Raw genomic sequence first — 16069 nt, forward strand, 5'->3', positions numbered from 1 at the left:
GGCAGGCACCGGGAGGGACAGCACGTGCGGGAAGCAGGAACCGTTCGAGGGCGTGGCCGGGGCAGCACGCTCACCCGCGAGGAGATCATCGAGGCCGCGGTGGAGATCAGCACCGCCGAAGGGCCGGCGGGGGTAACCTTCCGCGCCCTGGGCAGCCGGCTGGGCGTGGTGGCGACGGCGCTGTACCGGCACTTCCGCGACAAGGACGAGCTCATGCTCGCCCTGGCCGACCAGATCTTCGTGGAGATCGCCGACCGCTTCACGCCAGGGGAAGACTGGGCCGCCGATCTCCACCGCATGGCCGATCTCGGCCGTGAGGTGGGCCGCCGCCATGCCGTCACCCTCGCCTGGCTCGGATACCGCAACACCGGAGGCCCGGGTGACCAGGCTGTGGCCCTCGCCCTGCTTCGGGTGCTGCTGGACGCCGGACTGACGCAGGAGCAGGCTCTCTTCCACTACCAGCTCTTCACGGACACGCTGATGGGGCTGCTGACGGTGGACGCCATGCGTGAATCCCTCGACGCGGACATCCGCCGCAAGGACGACGCCGCGCTCGCCGCCCTCTACGCCAATGTGGCCCGTGAGGAACCAAGACTGAACCGGGTGCCGGCTCTCGCCGTCACGGCCGACGACGACGCCCTCTTCACCGCCCAGATCGAACTCCACATCCAAGCGATTCGCGCGACGGTGTCGGGTGCGCCGGTCATGGAGGTCCCCTCACCGGAAGGTTAGGCACCGGCGGACTACGCGAAAGGGGGAGCACCTCGTGACGATTCAGCGGATGGACAACGTAGGCATCGTCGTCGACGACCTGGACGCTGCCGTCGCCTACTTCACCGAGCTCGGCATGGAGCTGGAGGGCGAAGCGCAGATCGAGGGGATGGGCGCGGACCAGATGCTCGGCCTCGACGGGGTCCGCAGCGCCATCGCGATGATGCGCACCCCGACGGCCACGGCAAGCTGGAGCTGACGAAGTTCCTCGCCCCCGAGGCGATTGCCGCCGGACCGCTCAACCCGCTGTCCTGCCGGAACGGGTCCGCACAGGCGACCGGTTCGACGCGAATCTGGTACTGAAAGAGCGGTGCGGGTAGTGGCCAGTGCGGCCCTGCGCCTCGAAGCACGTCGAGCCGCTCGCGATGCTCGATTGAGCGAGCACGGCGATTTGTCCAGCCCAAGACGGCGCTTGCGCGTACGGGTCAGCACGCTTCCAACGGCGCTACCGAGGCAGATCGTGCGGTCGCCGTCAACTGCACCTCTCCAGCACCCGACTCGGCGCTCGGCCTACGACGAAACCGTCCGCAAGCCCACTCCACGCCGGGCCAGACGGAGGCACCTGTCCGATCCGCCCCAGATGGCGAGGTTCAACGCAGCACAGTCAGCACCAAGTCAGCACGGGAGGGGTGGGAACGGGTGATGACGTGGGCTTTTAGTCGGCACCAAACCAGCACGGGAGTCAGCACGGCAGCTCCAAATCATGCCCGAACGGCGCAAGTCAGACAGTACCCTTCGCGGCCTCATTGGGGCCATGGGCGACGCCCCGTCAGCAACTTCATGGTGTACACGCGCACTCCAAGGCCCACAACTATGGTGTCCCACCACATACGCCTCTGACCTGCACGTTCCTACGGTATGGCGACACACAACCGTCCCCGCCAACCGCCTGGAAGTGGTGCCGATGTCCTCCCCCGCGACCGCTCCCCCACCCCCCGCCAACCTCAAACGCATCGTCACCGCCAGCCTCATCGGCACCACGATCGAGTGGTACGACTTCTTTCTCTACGGCTCCGCCGCCGCGCTCGTGTTCAACAAGTTGTTCTTCCCGGACTCCGACCCGCTCGTCGGCACTCTGCTGTCCTTCCTGACGTACGCGGTCGGATTCGCCGCCAGGCCCCTCGGCGCGCTGGTGTTCGGGCACTACGGCGACCGGATCGGGCGCAAGAAGCTGCTGGTGCTGAGTCTGCTGATGATGGGCGGGGCGACCTTCGCGATCGGGCTGCTGCCCACGCACGCCACGATAGGGACGGCCGCGCCGGTCCTGCTCACCGTGCTCCGGCTGGTCCAGGGGTTCGCGCTCGGCGGTGAGTGGGGCGGTGCCGTGCTGCTGGTGTCGGAGCACGGGGACGCGCGCCGGCGCGGGTTCTGGGCCTCGTGGCCGCAGACCGGCGCGCCGGCGGGGCAGTTGCTCGCGACCGGTGTGCTGTCCCTGCTGACGGCCCTGCTGTCGGACGCCGCGTTCGGCAGCTGGGGCTGGCGGATACCGTTCCTGCTCTCCGGGGTCCTGGTGATCGTCGGTTTGTGGATTCGTCTGTCTGTCGATGAATCTCCGGTCTTCAAGCAGGCGTTGGCGCAGGCCGAGGCCCGCAAGGCGGACCGGGGGGCGGAGGCGGAGAAGCTGCCGCTCGTCGCCGTGCTGCGGCACCACTGGCGTGATGTCCTGGTCGCGATGGGCGCGCGCATGGCGGAGAACATCAGCTACTACGTGATCACCGCGTTCATCCTCGTCTACGCCACCACCTCGGCCGGTGTCTCCAAGCAGACCGCGCTCAACGCGGTGCTGATCGCCTCGGCGGTGCACTTCGTGGTCATCCCGGCCTGGGGCGCGCTGTCCGACCGGATCGGTCGCCGTCCCGTCTATGTGATGGGTGCCGTGGGTGTCGGGCTGTGGATGTTCCCGTTCTTCTCACTGATCGACACCGGCGGCTTCGGCAACCTGCTCCTCGCCGTCACGGTGGGCCTGGTGCTGCACGGGGCGATGTACGCCCCCCAAGCCGCGTTCTTCTCCGAGATGTTCGCGACGCGCATGCGCTACTCCGGAGCCTCCATCGGCGCGCAGTTCGCCTCGGTCGCGGCGGGCGCGCCCGCGCCGCTGATCGCGACGGCGCTGCTGGCCGACTACGGCAGCTCCACGCCGATCGCCCTGTACGTCATCGCCGCCTCCGTGCTCACGGTCGTCGCGGTGGCGGCGGCCAAGGAGACACGCAACCGGGACCTGGCCGACGTCGCCGCGCCCGCCGACACGGACCGGACGACGGCCGCCCCGGCGGCGGACGCCCGGACCAGCTGATCCCGCCGGCCCCGCCCCCGTACGTCCGTGCCGGCCACGTACGGGGGTCAGTGCCGTCCGGGTTCAGACAACCGGTGCAGACGCAGGGCGAGTTGGATCTCCAGGGCGCGGGCCGGGGTCTGCCAGTCCTCGCCGAGGAGGCGGCCGACCCGCTCCAGGCGCTGGGCGACCGTGTTCACATGGACGTGGAGTTCGTCCTTGGTGCGGGCGGGGCTCATGCCGCAGGCGAAGTACGCGTCGAGGGTGCGCAGCAGCTCGGTGCCGCGTCGCCGGTCGTACGTGACGACCTGGCCGATGGTGCGGTCGACGAAGCCGGGTATGTCCCGGTCGCCGGCCAGGAGCAGCCCCAGGAAGCCGAAGTCCTCGGCCGCGGCCCCGTCCCCGGAGCGGCCGAGCAGCCGCAGGGCGTCGAGGCAGCGCCGGGCCTCCGCATAGGCCGTGGCCACGGCGTCGGTGCGGGTGGCGAGGTCCTCGGCGGGTGCGGAGGCACCGACGGTGACCGGTGTGTGGACCGCTGTGCCCAACTGCCGGGCGGCGCGGCGGGCCAGGTCGGTGGCGCTGTCGCCGGAGCCGAGGGGCAGCAGCAGGACGGTGCCGCCGTCGCGCGCGGCGGCCAGGCCGTGCCGGGTCGCGGCGAGGTGGGACGCCGCGGCCGCCAGGCGTCGGCGGGCGTCCGCCTCCTGGTCGGCGTCGGCCGCGGCGTCTTCGAGGCGCGCTGCCAGCACCACGTGGACGGCGTCGAGGTCGGCGTGCAGGCGGGCCGCGCGCTCCCGCAGCAGGCGCGGGTCACGGTCACGCGCGTCCAGCAGATCGTCCAGCAGTTCGCCGCGTACGCGCTGTTCGGCCTCGGCGGCGGACCGGCGGGCGAGGAGCAGCAGGGAAGTGACCATGGCGGCCCGCTCCAGGGTGCGCTGGTCGACGGGGTCGAGCCCAGGGTGGCCGCGCAGCACGAGGGCGCCGAGCAGCTCCCCGCCGGCGGCGACGGCGGCGATCCAGTCGTCCTCGAACCGCACGGCGTGCCCGTCCGCGCGGGACGACTCCAGGGCCTCGGCCGGTGTGGCGGCGGCCTCGGCGAAGACGACCGTGCCGTCGAGGACCTCGGAGACCGCCGCGGCCACGTCGTGCACCCCGCCGCCCCGCAGGACCAGTTCGGCGAGCCGGTCATGCACGTCGGACGCCCGCTCGATGACGCCGCTGCGGTCCCGGATGATCTCGTTGGCCAGCTCCAGGTCGGCGAGCGCCGACCGGGTCTCGGCGAGCAGGTTGGCGGTGTCGATGGCGGCCGCTGCGAGGGCGGCGAAGGAGCCGAGCAGAGCGATCTGCTCGCGTTCGAAGACCCGGGCGCGGCGGTCAGCGGCGAACAGCACGCCGATGACGTGGTGCCCGAGCATCAGCGGCACTCCGAGGATGGCCACGAGCCCCTCGTCCCGCACGCCCGCGTCGATGGTGAGGGTGTGCTGAAAGCGGTCGTCCTTGAAGTAGTCGTCGGTGACGTAAGGGCGGGCGGTCTGCGCGACCAGGCCGCCGAGGCCCTCTCCCATGCCGAGCCGCAGCTGCTGGAACCGGGCCGCGACCGAGCCCTCGGTGACCCGCATGTGGGTGTCGCCTCTGACCGGGTCGTTCAGGCTGAGGTAGGCGACGTCCGTGCCCAGCAGCGACCGGGCGCGCTGCACGATCGCCTGGAGCACGGCGTCGAGATCGCGCAGCCCGGCGAGGTCGTGGGCGGTCTCGAACAGGGCCGACAGCTCGGCCTCGCGCCGACGCCGTCCCTCCAGCTCCGAGCGCACGCGCAACGCGAGCGGCTTGGCCCGCTGGAGCGCGGCGATCCACTCCGCGGACCGGCCCTCGGCGCGCGCGAGCAGCACCGGCTGCTCATAGGCGTCGGCGGAGGCGCCCCGGGCCAGCAGCTCGAGGAACGGCGTCTCGACGTCGGCCGGCGGTGCTTCGGCGGCGCCGGCGGAGCGCTCGGCTGACTGCACGTGATCGCTGGACATGCTCACAGGATTCACCATGACCGGGCCGTCCCGTCAGGCCTGTGGACAACCCAGGAACCGACACAGCCGGGCCAGGCGGTCAATGGGCGGTCCAGCCACCGTCGAGCACGAGCGAGGTGCCGGTGACGAAGGACGCCTGCGGACCGCACAGATACGCCACGGCCTCGGCGACCTCCTCCGGTTCGATGAGCCGCTTGACGGCGCTGTCCTGCAACAGCACCTCGGACAGGACCCGTTCCTCGGGGATACCGTGCGCCTGCGCCTGGCCGGCGAGCTGCTTCTCGACCAGTGGGGTGCGCACATAGGCGGGGTTCACACAGTTCGAGGTGACACCGTGGGGTGCGCCCTCGAGGGCGGCGGTCTTGGAGAGTCCCTCCAGGCCGTGTTTGGCAGCCACATAGGCCGACTTGTAGGCCGAGGCGCGCAGCCCGTGGACGGACGACACATTCACGATGCGGCCCCACCCCTGTCCGTACATATGGGGCAGGGCGCCGCGAATGAGCCGGAACGGTGCCTCGAGCATCACGGTGAGCACCAGGTGGAAGGCGTCGGGCGGGAACTCCTCGATGGGGCGCACCAGTTGGAGCCCGGCGTTGTTGACTAGGACGTCGGTGCCCGCGGCGGCGCGTTCGGCGGCGTCCAGGTCGGTGAGGTCGAGGACGTGCGGTTCCACGGTGCCCGCGAGATCGTGTCCCTGTTCGGCGAGTGTCTCCAGGCCCGCGGCGTCGCGGTCGACGGCTCTCACCTCGGCCCCGGCGGCCGCGAGCCGCAGCGCGCAGGCGCGGCCGATGCCGCCGGCGGCGCCGGTGACGAGCGCGGTGCGGCCGCCGAGGTCGAGCGAGGAGGCGTGGGGGGCCGGGGAGACACGGGGCACGGTCATGCGTCGACCTTAGGAAGCGCCCCTGCCTCGCCCCATGTGGTCACGCCCCATAGTTCAGCTGGAGGCAGTGGGGTCGAACCATGTGGGGGCGTCCGACACAGCCTGCTTGATCCTGAGCAGGCCGAACTCGTTCAGTTCGGGCAGTGCGTCGATGTCGAACCAGCCCACGTCCAGCGACTCGTCGTCGTTGACCCGTGCCTCGCCGCCGACGGCCCGGCAGCGGAGGGTGATGTCCATGTACTGGCAGGTGTCGCCGTTGTCGTATGTGACGGGGTTGAGCGCCTGGACGAGGACGACCCGTTCGGCGACGCAGTGCACGGCCGTCTCCTCGTGGACCTCCCGCACGGCGCAGGCCGCGGGCTCCTCCCCCGGGTCGGGGATGCCACCGATCACGGACCACTTGCCGGTGTCGGACCGGCGGTTGAGCAGCACTCTGCCCTCGTCGTCGAAGACGATGGCGGTGACTCCGGGGAGCCAGAGCAGCTGATGGCCGGCCGATGCGCGGAGGGTGCGGATGAAGTCAGGAGTAGCCATGGCGACGACCCTAATCGGCCGTTCGCGGTGTCCCGCGCGATTCAGGCAGCGTGCGACGGGCGTACGGCTACACGTCACCGGCGCGTCGTCCACGCAGACCGGCGCCGACGGCCCACCCCAGTCCGCCGGCCGCGACCAGCACGAGGGCGATCTCCGGCAGGACTCCCAGCCGTGTTGCGGGGGTCTGGGAGGAACGCAGCGGCACCTTCTGCACCAGCGAGTCGGCGACGAACATGCCCGTCTTCTGCGTGATCTTCCCGTCCGGCATGATCATCGCGCTGACGCCGCTGGTCACCGGCACCGTCACGGTCCGGCTGTGCTCGACCGCGCGCACCCGGGACATGGCGAGCTGCTGGTAGGTCATCTCGCTGCGGTCGAAGGTGGCGTTGTTGCTCGGCACGGAGATCATCTGGGCGCCGTCGGTGACCTCGGAGCGCACGGTCCAGTCGAAGGCGGCTTCGTAGCAGGTGACGAGCCCGACCTTGGCGCCGTCCATGGTGAACACGCCCGGCTCGGTGCCGCGGCTGAAGTCCTGGCGGACCATCGCCGTCCAGTTCTTGTTGATCGCGCCGATGAACGAGCGCAGCGGCAGGTACTCGCCGAACGGCTGGATCTGACGCTTGTCGTAGGTGTCGACGGGGCCCTTGGCCGGGTCCCAGAGGATCTGCTCGTTGTACAGCTTGCCGTCGCGCTCCACGACGCCGCCGACCGAGATGGGCACCCCGATGGCCTTGGCCGCCTTGTCGATCACGGCGCGGGCGTCGGGGTTGGCGAAGGGGTCGATGTCGGAGGAGTTCTCCGGCCACAGCACGAAGTCGGGCTGGGCGACCTTGCCGGCCTTGACCTCGGCGGCCAGGCGTTCCGTCTCGCGCGCGTGGTAGTCGAGCACGGCCCGCCGCTGGGAGTTGAAGTCGAGGCCCGCGCGGGGCACGTTGCCCTGGATCGCGGCGACGGTCACGCTGCCGTCCTCCGCCTTGTCGCTGACCAGCGTCCGGGCGGCCACCGCCCCCAGGACCGGAACGCCCAGGCTCAACACGGCAACCGCTGCCGCCATGTGCCGCACGACCCCGGTGGCCCGCCTCTCCAGACCGAGACGCACGGCCTCGTACAGTCCGAAGCCGCACAGGACCACGGCGAAGCCGAGCACCGGGGTGCCGCCCACGGCCGCTAGCGGCAGGAACACGCCGTCGGCCTGCCCGAACGCGACCTTCCCCCAGGGGAAGCCCTCGAACGGCACGCGCGCGCGTGCCGCCTCTCCGGTGATCCACACAGCGGCCGCCCACACCGGCCAGCCGGGCAGCTTCGACACGGCCGCGACGCCCGCGCCGACCAGTGCGACGAAGATCGCCTCGATGACGGCCAGGGCGAGCCAGGGGCCCGGCCCGACCTCCACTCCGGTCCACACCAGCAGCGGCAGCAGGAAGCCGAGGCCGAAGAGATAGCCGAGGCCCAGTCCTGCCTTCCAGCTCCGGCCGCGCAGCACCCAGCCGAAGACGGCGAAGGCCGGCAGGGCCAGCCACCAGAGGGTGCGGGGCGGGAAGCTGACATAGAGGAGCAGGCCGGAGAGCGCGGCTGCGGCGGCCGGAACGAGACGCCGGGCCCACGTCCGCGCCCCGGGCGCGTTCCGCGGCTCCAACTGGTCCGACTCGCCGACGGAGGTTGCGGTGACGGTCACTCCCGGAGTCTAAGACGAGTGACCTTGAGGCCGACAGCGCGGTCCCCGGGGCGGCGGCACCACGCCGTTCGGGCGCCCGCGCGCGGCGTCGGCCCGCGTCCGCGGCATCGTTCCTGCTCATTTCGTCACGACACATCCACAAACCGTCCACCAGCGGCTACGGTGTGCCGAAGCCTCAGTCGTGCGGCCGGTGGCGGCCGGTGCGGCCGGGGTCTTCACAGGTCGGGGGCGACGTGGTGCGGGGGGCGGGGCGGGGTGGGTTCACGTGGGCTGACGTCTGCGTCCGGGCTGGACGCGGACGGCGAGAGAAGAATCGTTTCCGATGCGGCGGGCGTCGTGGTGCTGGGGGCCTGCGCCGGCTGGTCCCTGATCACGGCCGCGGTGCACGAGGGCCGGCCCGAGGGCGTGCTCCTCGCGATCCTGGCCGTGGCGGCCGGGTACGCCGCGGGACGGATCGGCGGGTCGCTGCTGCCGGTCGGCGCGCCGTGCGCCGGGGCGCTGGCGGGTGTCGCGCTGACCGTGGCCGTTCCGCACCTCGCCCCGGGCCCGCAGATCACCGCGCCCCTGGGACACGCCGGGGCCACCGCGGCCGTGCTGACGCTGTCGGCCGGTGCCGCGTGCTGCGCGGCCTGGGCCGCGGCCGCTCCGGCCGTCCGGATCGCCCTGCGCCTGCTGGCCGCCGGCACCGCGGTGCTGGCGGCCGTGCTCGGCTCGACCACCGGCTGCGTCACCTGTACGGCGGTGCTGTTGTGCTCGCTCGCCGCAGGACGCACCCGGCACCGCGGTGCCGGCCTCGCCGTACTGGCCGCGGTCGCGGCCCTGGTGACCTGCCTGGCCTGGGCGGTCGCCGCGCGGGCCGTGCCGGGCGGGTTCGTGGCCGCCCTCGAAGGACGGCTGACGCCGCACCGCGTACAGCTCTGGGAGGACGCGTGGCAGCTGCTGCGCGAGGACGCCGCCCTAGGGGTCGGCCCGGGCCGCTTCGGGGAGCTGAGCACGACGGCCGCCCAGTCACTGGTGTCCGACGGCAAGCCCCATTCGGCGCCCCTGCAGCAGGCGGCCGAGCAGGGCATCGTCGGCGTGGCCCTGCTGGCGGCGGCGTTCGGCTGGGTGCTGTACGCCCTGTGGCGCGGCCCGCGCCCGACGCCGGTGGTGCTCACCGCGGGCGCGACCCTGACGGCGCTCGCCGCCATCGCCGCGATCGGCAACGCGCTGAGCTTCACCGCCGTGTCGGTGGGTGCGGGCCTGCTGGCGGGCATGGCCACGGCACGCCCCTGGGCCGACGAACCGTCGACCCGCCCCCCGGACACGCACCCGCGCGGAGCCGGACGCACCCCTGCCTGGTGACCGGCCGCCCCGGTGATCACGGCCGCGTGCCTCCGGACTCAGTGCGCGGGAGCGCCCGGCTTCGTGGGTCGCAGCCGTGCCTCGATCACCTGTACGGCCGCCTCCGCGTCGTCCACGGTGACCGTGAAGGTGTGTCCGTCCCACAGCTCCAGCACGACGCCCTCGCCCTGTCGCACGACCACGGCGGTGCCCTTCTCGGGCCGCCAGCGGTAGCCCCAGCCGCCCCAGTGGCGGGGGGTGACGTGCGAGATGTACGTGGCGCCCGCCACCTGGGAGAGCGGGATGCGGCGGCGGGGCAGGCCGATGTGGCCGCAGCGCACCTCGAGGTGCTCGTCGTCGACCCGGAGCGCGACGTGCACGAAGGCGAGGGTGCCGAAGAGGACCAGCAGCCCGGCGGCGATGCACCCGACGACGGCCATGACCAGCGCGGCGCCGGACGTCCACGCCGAGTCGACGGCCAGCTCGATGCCCAGCGCCATGCAGGCGGCGCCGACGAGCGCCAGCAGCCACTGGACCCGGTTGGTGGCACGGCCGGTCCAGACATCGGGGTGCGAGTGGGGGGCGTTCTCGCCGTGGGGGTCGACCCTCATGCATATGAGGTTACTCAGGTTTCGCTCTGCCGGTAGCCGGTGGCGGAGCGTGACTGCGCCGACCGGGCGGCGGGACCGCCCGGCCCGGGCGACGGCGTCCGGTGACCGGTGCCGGTCAGCGGGCGGGCGTGACCGCCTGGAGCAGCCGCCCTTCGTCGTACGCCAGGGCCGGCGCGGGCAGCGTGCCCTCGCGTCCGCTCAGCAGCACGGTCAGGGTGCCGTGGGGCGTGGCTCCCGGTGCGGGCTGCTCGCCGAGCCGGCGCAGGGCCTGGGCGGCGACGGCGCCCGCGGAGCCGTGCAGCACGAGAGGCGGGCGCCCGGGGCGCTGGACGGCGGCCCGGATGCGCTCGGCGACCAGTTCGTAGTGGGTGCAGCCGAGGACGACGGTCGTCACGTCGTCGGGAGTCAGCGCGGCGGCCGCTGACACGGCGGTGTCGATCGCCGCCTCGTCCGCGTGTTCCACGGCCTCGGCGAGGCCCCAGCAGGGCACCTCCGCGACGGGCACTCCGCCGGCGAAGTCCCGGATCAGGGCCTGCTGGTACGGGCTGCCGGTGGTGGCCGGGGTGGCCCAGATGGCTATGGGCCCGCCGCCTGCCGCCGCCGGCTTGATCGCCGGGACGGTGCCGACGACCGGGAGCTCCGGTTCGAGGCGGGCGCGCAGGGCGGTGAGCGCGTGCACGGTCGCGGTGTTGCAGCCGACGATCAGGGCGTCGGGGCGGCGCGCGGCGGCCGCCTCGGCGACGGCCAGGGCGCGCTCGGTCAGGTCCTCCGGGGTCCTCGGTCCCCACGGCATGCCGTCGGGGTCGAGGGAAAGCACGAGATCGGCGTCGGGGCGCAGCCGCCGCATCGCGGCGGTGGCCGCCAGCAGACCGATTCCGGAGTCCATCAGCGCGATCTTCACCCGATCACGATAGACGATGAGCCTTCCCGGCCAGGTCCGGTGGGGCAGACTGCGCGCGTGAGCGCCGTTGTGTGGACTGCCGCTGGATCGCTTCTCGCCTGGCTGTGGCTGCTGCTCTGTCAGGGCTTCTTCTGGCGCACGGATGTGCGACTGCCGCCGCGCCGGGACCCGGACGCGTGGCCGTCCGTGTGCGTCGTCGTCCCGGCCCGCGACGAGGCGGCGACGCTGCCCGACGCGCTGCCGTCGCTGCTCCGGCAGGACTATCCGGGGCGGGCGGAGGTCTTCTTCGTCGACGACGGCAGTTCGGACGGCACCGGTGATCTCGCTCGGGATCTGGCGCGCCGGCACGGCGGGCTGCCGCTGACCGTGGGCTCGCCGGGCGAGCCGCCCGCGGGCTGGACCGGGAAGCTGTGGGCGGTGCGCCACGGCATCGGCCTGGCACGCGCGCGTGATCCCGAGTATCTGCTCCTGACGGACGCCGACATCGCGCACGCGCCGGACAGTCTGCGGGAATTGGTGGCGGCTGCCCGCGCCGGAGGGTTCGACATGGTCTCGCAGATGGCCCGGCTGCGGGTGGAGAGCTCCTGGGAGCGGCTCGTCGTGCCGGCCTTCGTCTACTTCTTCGCGCAGCTCTATCCCTTCCGCCGGATCGGCAGGAAGGGAACGCGGACGGCCGCCGCGGCCGGCGGTTGCGTCCTGCTGCGGGCGGAGACCGCCGAGCGGGTCCGGGTCCCGGACGCGTTCCGGCACGCCGTCATCGACGACGTGGCCCTCGCCCGGGCCGTCAAGCGCGGCGGCGGGCGCGTCTGGCTGGGCCTCGCCGACCGCGTGGACAGCGTGCGGCCGTATCCACGGCTGCACGACCTGTGGCGGATGGTGTCGCGCAGCGCGTACGCCCAGCTGCGGCACAATCCGCTGTTGCTGGCCGGGACGGTCGCGGGGCTGGCGCTGGTGTACCTGGTGCCGCCGGTGGCGGTCGTGACCGGCCTGGCAGCGGGGAGCGCGGCGGCGGCGATCACCGGCGGACTGGCGTGGCTGGTGATGACCGGGACGTACGTCCCGATGCTCCGCTACTACCGGCAGCCGCTGTGGCTCGCCCCCCTGCTGCCGTTCACCGCGTTCCTCTATCTCCTCATGACGGTCGACTCGGCGGTGCAGCACTACCGGGGACGCGGTGCGGCCTGGAAGGGCCGCACCTACGCCCGTCCGGACACCGTGCCCGACGAGGGCTGACCCCCGCCGTTGGGAAGGCCGGTCATTTCCTGCCGGGGGTCCAGTTCATGCCCCACCCGTAGGCGTAGTCGACCGTGCGCTGCGGGCTGACCCCGCGCTCGGGCACCAGGTAGCGCGCCTCCCGCTGGACGACCAGGTCGCCGCCGGTGTTGGTGATCAGCGCGAGCGCGCACACGGGCGAGGGGACGGTGCACTCGTCGAGGGAGAACTCGATCGGGGCTCCGTACTGCGGCTGGAGCGTGACGGTGGCGTTCAGGTCGGCGAAGGAGCGGGCGCCTTCGTAGATGGTGACGAAGACGAGGATGCGCCGGAAGGCGTTCCTGTGGTCGAGATTGACGGTGAGATTCTCACCGGCCGCCACGGCGCCGGTGCGGTCGTCGCCGTCGAGGTGGATGTAGGGGGGCTGGTGCAGCGCCCCGAAGGTGTTGCCGAGGGCCTGTACGACGCCCTTGCTGCCGTCGGTGAGTTCGAACAGCGCGCACAGGTCGAGGTCGAGGTCGGAGTGCGTCGCGGCCGGGCGGCCGAATTTGCTGCTCCACCCCGAGAACTGCTTGTGCACCTCCCAGTTGAGGTTCACATGGAGGGCGCCGGAGGTGCCGCCCTGCTTGGTGAGCGAGACGGAGGGGGCCGCCTTGGTGAGCGTCACCTTGGTCAGCCGGACCGGTGCCGGTGCCGCCGGGGGCGCGGCGGGCGGGGGCGGGGGCGCCTGCCGCGTCATCGGCGGGGGCGTGGGTGCCGGGGGCGCGGCGGGCGGCGGGGCGGCCACGGGCGGCACGGCGGCCGGGGCCGTCTGCTGCGGTTCGTCCACCGTGATGCCGTAGTCGGTGGCCAGACCTTCGAGCCCGCTGCTGTAGCCCTGCCCGACGGCGCGGAACTTCCAGGCGCCCTGGCGGCGGTAGAACTCACCGAGCACGAAAGCGGTTTCAGTCGTGGCGCCCGGGTTGTCGAATCGGGCCATCGGGGTGCTCCGGTCGGCATCCTGGACCTCGATGTACAGGTCCGGGACCTGTCCGAAGGTGCCGCCGTCGGCGGAGGCGGCGAGGACGATCGTCTCGATCGAGGGCTCCACACGCGCGAGGTCGACGAGGAGCGTGTCGGTCACCCGGCCGTCGGAGTTCCGCTTGCCCTCGTGACGGATCGCGCCGGAGGAGTGCGCGGGCTGGTTGTAAAAGACGAAGTCCGCGTCGGAACGCACCTTCCCGCTTACCAGCAGCAAAGCGGAGGCATCCGCGTCGGGCACACCAGGTCCGGTCCGCCAGCCCAATTCCACCCGCAGCGCCGCGGTAGGCACAGGAGTGTTTGAACCTTTCAGCATTTGCATGTCCGCCCCCATCGCGTATCACCGCGCCAGGCACATCCCGGCCGTCCGTCGAGTTCCGTGCGGACAACCTATTCCTCCCCGCGCCGAACTCCCATGCGCCGCCACCGGAAGATCCGGCGGCCAACCCCTGGTAACCCGCCCGGAACTCGGCCTTTACACGATCAGAACCCGGTTCGGTGCCCTTTTTTGGCGAGTTCGCTCGCATTGGGGATCCCAGGTCACTGCGGGCGCGGAAAACAACCCTCTTATCGGTCTCCCCAACCAGCACATCGTTGGCTTAACTTATGTGGCATGACCTCCCCCCGCTCCACCTATGGCGGCGGCTACTACTCCGCCTCCTTCCCGGACACTCCGATCTACGACAGGCTCGTCGCCGAGCGGGGCACCCCGCAGATCGCCCCGATCCGGGTCCCCGCGCAGTACGACATGCCCGGCAGCAACCTGCCCGCCCTCCCGTCGGCGCTGCCCGCCCTGCCGGCAGCCCCCTCCCAGCCCGCCTACGGTTATCCGCAGGCGCAGCAGCCCGCCCCGCTCCAGCAGGCGCCCGCGGCGTACATCCCGCAGCAGGCCTCGGCACCGCGCGGCTATCCCGGCCCCCAGCCCCAGCAGCCGCGCCCGGCGGCGCCCGGCGGCTACGAGGCGATGCGCCCCGCGGCTCCCCGGCCCGCACCGGCTCCCTATCAGGACCCGTACAACAACCAGCAGTACCGCGGCTACTGAGCGCCCCCAGGGGTTGTCCGTGCCGGCTGGCACGATGACCCCATGGGGAACGCACAGCTGCACTCGATTCACGTCCATCCGGTCAAGGCCTTCCGGGGCCTGGCGCCCCGGAAGGCCGTCGTGGAGCCCTGGGGGCTGGCCGGAGACCGGCGCTGGGTGCTGATCGACGACGGGGGAATGGTCCTCACACAACGCCGGCAGCCGCGCCTGGCACCCGCCGCCGCAGACCTCCTGCCGGACGGCGGCGTCCGGCTGTCCGCGCCCGGTATGGAGCCTCTGACGGTGCCCGTTCCCCGGCCCGTCGGCACGGTGCCGGTGCAGATCTTCCGCGACAAGGTCGAGGCGGTCCCGGCCGAGGACGAAGCCGCGCACGCCTGGTGCAGCGCCTTTCTGGGTATCGACGCGCGTCTCGTGTACATGCCCGATCCGGCCACGCGCCGGCCCGTCGACCCGGAGTACGCGCGGCCCGGCGAGACCGTCTCCTTCGCCGACGGCTTCCCGCTGCTGCTCACGACGACGACCTCGCTCGAGGCCCTCAACACCCTGATCGCGCAAGGCGACCACGCGGACGAGGGCCCGCTGCCCATGAATCGTTTCCGGCCGAACGTGGTCGTGGCGGGCACCGCCGCCTGGGCCGAGGACGCGTGGTCGCGCATCGCCATCGGGGAGGTGTCCTTCCGGGTCGCGAAGCCCTGCGGCCGGTGCGTGGTGACCACCACCGACCAGGGCACGGGCGAGCGCGGCCGCGAGCCCCTGTACACCCTGGGGCGGCACCGGCGGCTCGGCGGCAAGCTGGTCTTCGGCCAGAACCTGGTGCCCCTGTCCCGGGGCACGATCCGGGTCGGGGACCCTGTCGAGGTCCTCTGACAGCGCGGGCAGAAGGTCTCCGACGGCCTCGGGAACCGCCCCACGGGCCCGGGCGTTGGCCTTGTGTGAGAAGTTCATGAGAGACCCGTGAGAGGTGATGTGGCTCTCTCTTCGACGGATCGGCGCGTGGACAGCTCGGCCGGGGGTTATCACGGAGCGGGAAGGGGGTGCGGTCGGTGCGAGCGATCAGGGGGCTCTGGCGCTGGCGGCGCAATCCGCTGTGCCGTGCGACCGATCTGACCGAGGCATGGGTGGCGCTGGCCGCCCTGCTGCTGATCCTGCTGGTCGCCCCGGTGGCCGGGGCCTTCGTCGGAGGCGCCGCCCAGGACACACTGCAGCAGTCCGTCCGGACCCAGCACGAGGCGCGGCATCCGGTGACGGCCACGGTGGTCCGCAAGCTGGACCGCTCCCCGCTCGACGCCGACCCGGAGACCTCGACGGGCAGGGATCTGCGCAACCGCGTCCTCGCCGACTGGACCGCCCCGGACGGCACCGCGCACCAGGGCCCGGTCCTGGCGGGCCTCAAGGATCCGCAGCAGGGCGACGAGTTCCGGATATGGACCGACCGGCACGGCCGGATGGTGGCCCGCCCGCTCGACTCCGCGACGGCGTCGACGCACGCGGTCCTCGGCGGCATCGGGGCGGCCCTGGCGGCAGGCGGCCTCGTGGAGGGCGGCAGGCGGCTGATCGTCTGGCGCATGGTCCGCCGCAGGTACGCCCGTTGGGACCAGGCATGGGACAAGGCGGGCCCGGACTGGGGCAGGACGGGCGCCGGCAGCTGAGACGGCCTTCCGACTCTGGTCAACCCACCACCCGCGCGCACGCTACGGTGGTCCGGCCGAGACGATCGGCACAACCCGCGCGCGAGCGAGCAGGAGGGGCGCGCCGGTGTCGCTGCCGCGTGCGCGCGCAGGCCCGAGAGGCCGAGCACGGCCGCGACTCACGA

The 16069-nt window shown here is 72.5% G+C and carries 14 protein-coding genes and 1 pseudogene; 8 read left to right on the top strand and 7 right to left on the bottom strand.

The window, feature by feature from the left end; all coding sequences use genetic code 11:
* Window positions 1–24 precede the first annotated feature (24 nt).
* The 3 genes and pseudogenes from ACIBK5_RS02380 (at window position 25) to ACIBK5_RS02390 (ending at window position 3064) form a co-directional block, all read left to right on the top strand.
* Window positions 25–732, top strand: a complete 708-nt coding sequence (locus ACIBK5_RS02380; RefSeq protein ID WP_399015292.1) for a TetR/AcrR family transcriptional regulator — start codon at window positions 25–27, stop codon at window positions 730–732.
* A 34-nt stretch (window positions 733–766) separates the two neighbouring features.
* Window positions 767–1014 (top strand): annotated as a pseudogene (locus ACIBK5_RS02385) (VOC family protein); the annotation flags it as partial.
* Window positions 1015–1675: 661 nt separating this feature from the next.
* Window positions 1676–3064 (top strand): MFS transporter, encoded by a 1389-nt coding sequence (locus ACIBK5_RS02390; RefSeq protein WP_399015294.1) that lies wholly within the window; start codon window positions 1676–1678, stop codon window positions 3062–3064.
* Between the two features lie 47 nt (window positions 3065–3111).
* Here ACIBK5_RS02390 and ACIBK5_RS02395 read toward each other — a convergent pair whose 3' ends face one another.
* The 4 genes from ACIBK5_RS02395 to lnt all read right to left on the bottom strand — a co-directional run bounded on the left by ACIBK5_RS02395 (window position 3112) and on the right by lnt (window position 8147).
* Complete coding sequence (locus ACIBK5_RS02395) at window positions 3112–5058, bottom strand: helix-turn-helix domain-containing protein (protein WP_399015296.1); 1947 nt, start codon at window positions 5056–5058, stop codon at window positions 3112–3114.
* A 79-nt stretch (window positions 5059–5137) separates the two neighbouring features.
* Window positions 5138–5938, bottom strand: coding sequence for a 3-hydroxybutyrate dehydrogenase (locus tag ACIBK5_RS02400; protein WP_399015298.1), 801 nt, complete (start codon window positions 5936–5938; stop codon window positions 5138–5140).
* Window positions 5939–5992: 54 nt separating this feature from the next.
* Entirely contained in the window at window positions 5993–6472 is a 480-nt protein-coding gene (locus tag ACIBK5_RS02405) for an NUDIX hydrolase (protein ID WP_399015300.1), read from the bottom strand.
* A gap of 67 nt (window positions 6473–6539) precedes the next feature.
* The gene (lnt, locus tag ACIBK5_RS02410) at window positions 6540–8147 is read right to left on the bottom strand and encodes an apolipoprotein N-acyltransferase (protein ID WP_399015302.1); all 1608 of its coding nucleotides are present in this window, start codon (window positions 8145–8147) and stop codon (window positions 6540–6542) included.
* A gap of 312 nt (window positions 8148–8459) precedes the next feature.
* Between lnt and ACIBK5_RS02415 the strand changes: the two genes are divergently transcribed.
* Window positions 8460–9491 (top strand): O-antigen ligase family protein, encoded by a 1032-nt coding sequence (locus ACIBK5_RS02415; protein WP_399016208.1) that lies wholly within the window; start codon window positions 8460–8462, stop codon window positions 9489–9491.
* Window positions 9492–9529: 38 nt separating this feature from the next.
* Here the strand turns inward: ACIBK5_RS02415 and ACIBK5_RS02420 are convergent, their stop codons facing one another.
* Together ACIBK5_RS02420 and ACIBK5_RS02425 are read right to left on the bottom strand one after the other, a co-directional pair.
* The gene (locus ACIBK5_RS02420; RefSeq protein ID WP_399015304.1) at window positions 9530–10081 is read right to left on the bottom strand and encodes a hypothetical protein; all 552 of its coding nucleotides are present in this window, start codon (window positions 10079–10081) and stop codon (window positions 9530–9532) included.
* Between the two features lie 115 nt (window positions 10082–10196).
* Window positions 10197–10982 carry a glutamate racemase gene (locus ACIBK5_RS02425; protein ID WP_399015306.1) on the bottom strand — a complete coding sequence of 262 codons (786 nt, stop codon included), beginning with the start codon at window positions 10980–10982 and terminating at the stop codon, window positions 10197–10199.
* A 39-nt stretch (window positions 10983–11021) separates the two neighbouring features.
* On the opposite strand from ACIBK5_RS02425, the gene ACIBK5_RS02430 reads away from it, so the two are divergent.
* Window positions 11022–12215, top strand: a complete 1194-nt coding sequence (locus ACIBK5_RS02430; RefSeq protein WP_399015308.1) for a glycosyltransferase — start codon at window positions 11022–11024, stop codon at window positions 12213–12215.
* 22 nt (window positions 12216–12237) lie between these two features.
* Here ACIBK5_RS02430 and ACIBK5_RS02435 read toward each other — a convergent pair whose 3' ends face one another.
* Window positions 12238–13530, bottom strand: a complete 1293-nt coding sequence (locus ACIBK5_RS02435; RefSeq protein ID WP_399015310.1) for a TerD family protein — start codon at window positions 13528–13530, stop codon at window positions 12238–12240.
* A gap of 297 nt (window positions 13531–13827) precedes the next feature.
* On the opposite strand from ACIBK5_RS02435, the gene ACIBK5_RS02440 reads away from it, so the two are divergent.
* The 3 genes from ACIBK5_RS02440 to ACIBK5_RS02450 all read left to right on the top strand — a co-directional run bounded on the left by ACIBK5_RS02440 (window position 13828) and on the right by ACIBK5_RS02450 (window position 15905).
* Window positions 13828–14256, top strand: a complete 429-nt coding sequence (locus ACIBK5_RS02440) for a DUF6643 family protein (protein WP_215123360.1) — start codon at window positions 13828–13830, stop codon at window positions 14254–14256.
* A gap of 42 nt (window positions 14257–14298) precedes the next feature.
* Window positions 14299–15123: an MOSC domain-containing protein gene (locus ACIBK5_RS02445; RefSeq protein ID WP_399015314.1), complete on the top strand. Its 825-nt coding sequence runs from the start codon at window positions 14299–14301 to the stop codon at window positions 15121–15123.
* A 176-nt stretch (window positions 15124–15299) separates the two neighbouring features.
* A complete protein-coding gene (locus ACIBK5_RS02450; protein WP_399015315.1) occupies window positions 15300–15905 on the top strand; it encodes a hypothetical protein in 606 nt (201 codons plus the stop codon).
* Window positions 15906–16069: the final 164 nt, after the last annotated feature.

The organism is Streptomyces sp. NPDC050546, from assembly GCF_044457425.1.
In the GTDB taxonomy this organism is placed as follows: Bacteria; Actinomycetota; Actinomycetes; order Streptomycetales; family Streptomycetaceae; genus Streptomyces.